The organism is Nostoc sp. (assembly GCF_035638895.1).
Lineage (GTDB): Bacteria > Cyanobacteriota > Cyanobacteriia > Cyanobacteriales > Nostocaceae > Nostoc.
On sequence record NZ_DASQZC010000705.1, the window covers coordinates 1 to 5,071 of the forward strand.

5 protein-coding genes are annotated in these 5,071 nt (G+C 41.0%); all 5 read left to right on the forward strand.

The genetic code is table 11. The features are described 5' to 3' along the window. Positions 1-988 precede the first annotated feature (988 nt). Positions 989-1,912 (forward strand): energy-coupling factor ABC transporter permease, encoded by a 924-nt coding sequence (locus VE944_RS33510; RefSeq protein ID WP_324987969.1) that lies wholly within the window; start codon positions 989-991, stop codon positions 1,910-1,912. Next, positions 1,905-2,558: an energy-coupling factor transporter transmembrane component T family protein gene (locus tag VE944_RS33515; RefSeq protein ID WP_324987972.1), complete on the forward strand. Its 654-nt coding sequence runs from the start codon at positions 1,905-1,907 to the stop codon at positions 2,556-2,558. The genes VE944_RS33510 and VE944_RS33515 overlap by 8 nt, the downstream gene beginning before the upstream one ends. A 29-nt stretch (positions 2,559-2,587) precedes the next feature. Then, the gene (locus VE944_RS33520) at positions 2,588-3,352 is read left to right on the forward strand and encodes an energy-coupling factor ABC transporter ATP-binding protein (protein WP_324987974.1); all 765 of its coding nucleotides are present in this window, start codon (positions 2,588-2,590) and stop codon (positions 3,350-3,352) included. A gap of 148 nt (positions 3,353-3,500) precedes the next feature. Further along, positions 3,501-3,986, forward strand: coding sequence for a hypothetical protein (locus VE944_RS33525; RefSeq protein ID WP_324987977.1), 486 nt, complete (start codon positions 3,501-3,503; stop codon positions 3,984-3,986). Between the two features lie 434 nt (positions 3,987-4,420). Continuing rightward, positions 4,421-5,071, forward strand: a 651-nt coding sequence (locus VE944_RS33530; RefSeq protein WP_324987980.1) for a DUF1361 domain-containing protein, incomplete at its 3' end; no start/stop codon positions are given.

Here is a 5,071-nt window from a genome sequence, read left to right on the forward strand (position 1 = left end):
TGGTTAGTTAATTGATGAATACTTTTATTGCAGTTAGCTGTTTTGAAAAGTTTAGTAATTTCCGCGCCTCAATTCAAAATATTTTCCTAAACTTCATCTAAACTTTACATTTAACCACTCGGTTTTATAGTATGCTTATGAAACATAAAATGTTTTTTATAAAAACAATACTGTACCATTAGTTAAGTAAGTCAGCAAATATACTGTTTATCTAGGGTATGTGAGGACTCCTGAGTATTAGTAGGTCTAATGTACCAATCCAAAATCATCTGTGAGAAATAGTAGCTGTAGGGTAAGTTACGGAGATTGTAACGCACCCCATAAAATATCCAGTTTGTTAGCCTAACTACATGATTTTTTAATTTATTTGCACTTACTTACTAAGCACTAGTTCACCAAATCTTAAAATTGGTAGTAAACAAGAAAGTGGTAAATCCGAGTCAAGAGCTAATTGCATTCTGAATCCTGAACTCTGACTTCGGAATTCTTTTTGATTCCAGATAAATATCAAGACAATTTAGCAAATAAACTCGCGCTTTTGGGTACTGCAATGCTGTGTCCCTACCATAGATGTGCTTTAAATAAAAACTGCTCTGATAAATATATCTCAACCGTAAGAACAGCAAAGCAATTCAAAATGTTCGCATAGCCTCTAGTAGAGAAAAAAGGCAATTTTAGCCAGACTTTTGGCGATTAAAAATCTGCGAATTAAATGCACGTTACCTCATTAAAGTCAAGCTTTTTCGACTTTTTTAAGAATTTATCAACATTTAGCGATATATATAAAAATAAAGTTAACAAAATTAATAAAATAGGAAACAATTATACTATTTAGCAGCCATTGAATAGTAAATATCTCGGAAGTAACAGCATAAAATCCCCCAAGAGGGCATTGCAAAAAAGGTGATAATTTTGTTTGTTATTAATTTAATGCCTTTGTTTTATTGCTTGTATTAAGTAAATAAACGTCTATTGTACAGGGTAGATCATGCATATTCCTGATGGATTTGTTTCTCTTCCAGTGGCAGGGGCTACTGGTTTAGCGAGTGTAGCAGCACTCTTTATTGCCTTCGAGCGATCGCAGGAGGCTTTTGGTATCCGTCGTGCGCCCATACTGGGGCTAACTACCGCCTTCATTTTTGCTGCCCAGATGATCAATTTTCCGGTAGCAGGGGGTACTAGTGGTCACTTGTTGGGGGGAACCTTAGCTGCGATCGTTTTGGGCAGTCCGTGGGCAGGAACGTTGTGTATCGCCACAGTTTTAATTATTCAAGCTGTGCTGTTTGCTGATGGTGGCATTACAGCCTTGGGAGCGAATATTTTGAACATGGGAGTTGTTGGTGTTTGGGTTGGCTGGGTTTTAACTCAAACCTTGCAGCGCCTGTTTGGGGGATCTAAAGGGCGCTTACCTTTAGCTGCTGGCATTGCAGGTGGGGTAAGTGTAGTGGTAGCTGCTATTGCTTGTGCCATTCAATTAGCCCTTTCAGGAACTGCACCCGTAGCCATAGTTTTACCAGCTATGACTGGTGTCCATATTCTGATTGGCATTGGCGAAGGCATAATTACTGGGGGTGTGCTGACTTATTTAGCCACAGCCAGACCAGATTTGTTACCAGGGGAACAGCAGGAGTTTCGCGGTTGGTCTGTACCGATTGTCACCATCTTTTTGATTGCGGGAGTGCTGTCACTCTTTGCCTCAGCATGGCCTGATGGTTTGGAGAAAGTTGCCGAAAACACGGGCTTCATCGATTTAGCCAGTAAAGTACGGGTAATTGTCCCGACTCCCTTAGCTGACTATGGTATTGAAGGTTTAGGGTCAATTGGCACAAGTATCGCTGGGCTTGTAGGAGCTGCGGTTTGCTTTGCTGTTGCCTTTGGAATTGCCAAGGTAGTGAAAGCGAAGAATGCTTAAATTTTCCTTACCGTTACGTTTGCAACTGTCACTAGTGATTGTAGTGGGAGCAGCTTTATTAAAGCATTATGCTTGGTATTGCTTAGGTGTATATGGCGCGATCGCACTTTTGTGGGCTTGGCTGTTGCGCGTACCCATTCGCCGCTTGGGAGGATTACTCGGTACAGAATTGATTTTTTTGTCATTGCTGGCATTGCCCTTGGGATGGGAACGAGCCAGTTTTTTGCTAGTTCGTTCTCTGATTTGTTTGGTTACTATGAATAGTTTTTTGTTAACCTTACCGCCCCACAGTTTCGGTATCGCCCTTAAAGGTTTACCTGTACCAGCACCTTTAAAAGAAAACTTGTTATTAGCAGGGCAATATATGGAAATTTTGCTCTCCGAAGTGACGAGGATGCAGCGTAGCGCTCAATTACGCGGTTTGAATGGAACTACGGCATGGCTGCGCTACGCCAGTGCTGCCATGATTGGAGCCTTGTATCTCCGTAGTCTAGACAGGGCAGAACGAGTCTATGCAGCAATGGTAACTCGTGGTTACAACGGGCAATTGCCCATAGATTCTCCCCTCAGACCAAAAGAGCGTTTTGCCATACTAGCAGCTTGCGCGATCGCTGGTTGTGTAACTTTTGCTTCTTACAGAATTTAGCGAAGTTGTAAATATTGAGTTTGTGAATCTTGAAATCTTTAACTTCTAATCCCCAATCATCAACCCATAACCCCAACGCAGCCGTAGTTGAGGTTGAGAACTTGGCGTATGCCTATTCTCGCCAAGAGCCAGTATTGCAAGAAATTTCTTTTACGTTAAATCCAGGCGATCGCGTAGCGTTGATGGGAGCAACTGGTTCTGGAAAAAGCACCTTGCTAGAGAACCTAATCGGCTTAAAAGAACCGCAAAGTGGCAAAATTACGATTAATGGCATCCTAGTAGAACCGAAAACTCTACCCCAAGTACGTCGTCAAATCGGCTTTAGCTTCCAAGATGCCAACGACCAACTATTTATGCCGACCATCTTGGAAGATATCACCTTTGGGCCACGCAACTATGGAATGTCACCAGCCTTGGCTTGCGATCGCGCCCGGCAGTTATTAGCTGATTTTGGCCTCGAAGCCTACGCCAATCGTTCCGCCCACGAACTCTCTGGTGGGCAAAGACGCCTGGCGGCCCTAGCCTCAATTTTAGCCCTAGACCCGACAATTTTAATTTTGGATGAGCCGACTAACGGTCTTGATCCAGCATGGCGGCGACATTTAGCGCAAGTGTTGTTAAAGTTACCTGTACAGGTGATATTAATTGCTTCTCATGACCTAAATTGGTTAGGCAGAGTTACTCAACGTGCTTTAGTACTGTCTAATGGTCGCATTCAAATAGACAGCAATATTCAGCCACTTTTGCAAGATGGTGCTACTTTAGACCAGTTGGGTTTGCCAATAGGTTGGTAATTCCAGATGAGGGGGAGAAGAGGGGCAGGGGGCAGGGGGAGAAAAGAATTACTGAATAACTATCTTTCCTCAATAGCCTCGCCTCCCTGCCTTATTTTCTCGTAATATTTGGATACTTATTCTCGGTCTTATTGTTGTTGGGGTGTTAATGTCTGTTTCACATAAATATACTGTTTTTGCTTCTCTTAGCCTAAGCATCGCTTTATTCATTACTAGTTGCAATGAAAATAAAGTTTCCCAGTGTCAGCGACTGATTCGAGTTGTGGATGCCGGAACTTCTCTGATTGATAAAAATAAAGGAACGCAAGTGATTACCACCATACAGTTATCTAAAGATTTAGAATTTGTGACTAAATCGATTAGAGAACTGAATTTAAAAGATCCTAAGCTGAAAGAATTTCAAAGCGGTTTTGTCAAGATTTTTCAAAATATTAGTCAAGCGGTAGCCATTGCCGGTAAGGCGCTTGGTGCGACCAAAACAGCAGATGCCTCGGCATCTGGTAGAGAAAAAATCCAAAAGGCAAGAGATGAAATTGACTCAGCACTGACAACAGCTACAACACTTGGCAAGCAGTCGGATACATTAGTCAATCAGATGAATAAATACTGTAGCCAGCCAGAATCATCTATCTGATGGGGCACAAGTATTTTACACTCTTGGCAAAAACTTTAGGATGCTTCTGGAACTCTAACGGGGCAAAATTAAATCAATATAAAAGTTAGGACAGGGGCAACATTCCCATAAAAAAAGTCCACAGGAAGGTTTTCAACAGCATTTTTGCCGCTCAGACTTTCTTTGTGTCGTAGATTTTACTTTAATGATTTTCTGGCTATACTAGTGATTTCACTTGATTGAGAAATTTCATCCCCCAGTATGAAAGACATAGAAACTCTAAATTCCACACATATAACTGTGCATTTCATTATAAGTGACACAAAAGCCTTGTCTGGTCTTGGAGTAAATAAATTTCTTAGGGAGTAAAAAGATTTTATCAGTCAATCACTAAGGTTAACACTAACACTACAGAGTGAATTTAGATCAATCAAACATATTCTAAATTAGCACCTATGAAAGAAGAATTGATAGCCAGAGTTGTGCAGGTCTTGCGAATTAATATGAGTTGGATGACTTGGAATTTATTTCTGGCTTTTATACCTTTAGCTTTGAGTGTATGGCTATTTCGGTTTAGGCGTGGTAGCTCTTGGCTTTGGTGGCTAGGATTCTTAGTTTTCTATGCTTTCTTACCTAATGCACCATATTTATTGACCGATGTAATTCACTTGATAGATGATATCCGCACGATTCAATCAGTTTGGATGATTACTTTAGTACTCATTCCTTTGTATTTATTAGTAATTCTTAGTGGATTTGAAGCTTATGTAATATCGTTAATTAATTGGGGTTACTACTTACATCGTATTGGCAAAAGCCAATGGATTTGGCGCGTTGAGTTGATTACCCATTTTCTCTGTGCGGTTGGTGTTTATTGGGGACGATTTTTGCGTTTCAACAGTTGGGATTTTATTACTCAACCCGATGCCATATTAACCAAAGGGGTAGAAGAAATTTTCGGAAAACAGCCCCTAGTGATTATTGCTATCACCTTTGTGGTACTTGCTGGTTTGTACTGGATTATGAAACGAGTAACTTTAGGCCTTAGCCGACCAGACAGTAGAATAGGGATAAACTCAGGACGCCCAAACTCTAACACGCCAAAC

Bases quoted from the DNA above. Each gene is read 5' to 3' on its own strand.
- VE944_RS33525 (WP_324987977.1), top strand. From the start codon at position 3,501: ATGTCTGTTTCACATAAATATACTGTTTTTGCTTCTCTTAGCCTAAGC.
- VE944_RS33510 (WP_324987969.1), top strand. From the start codon at position 989: ATGCATATTCCTGATGGATTTGTTTCTCTTCCAGTGGCAGGGGCTACT.
- VE944_RS33515 (WP_324987972.1), top strand. From the start codon at position 1,905: ATGCTTAAATTTTCCTTACCGTTACGTTTGCAACTGTCACTAGTGATT.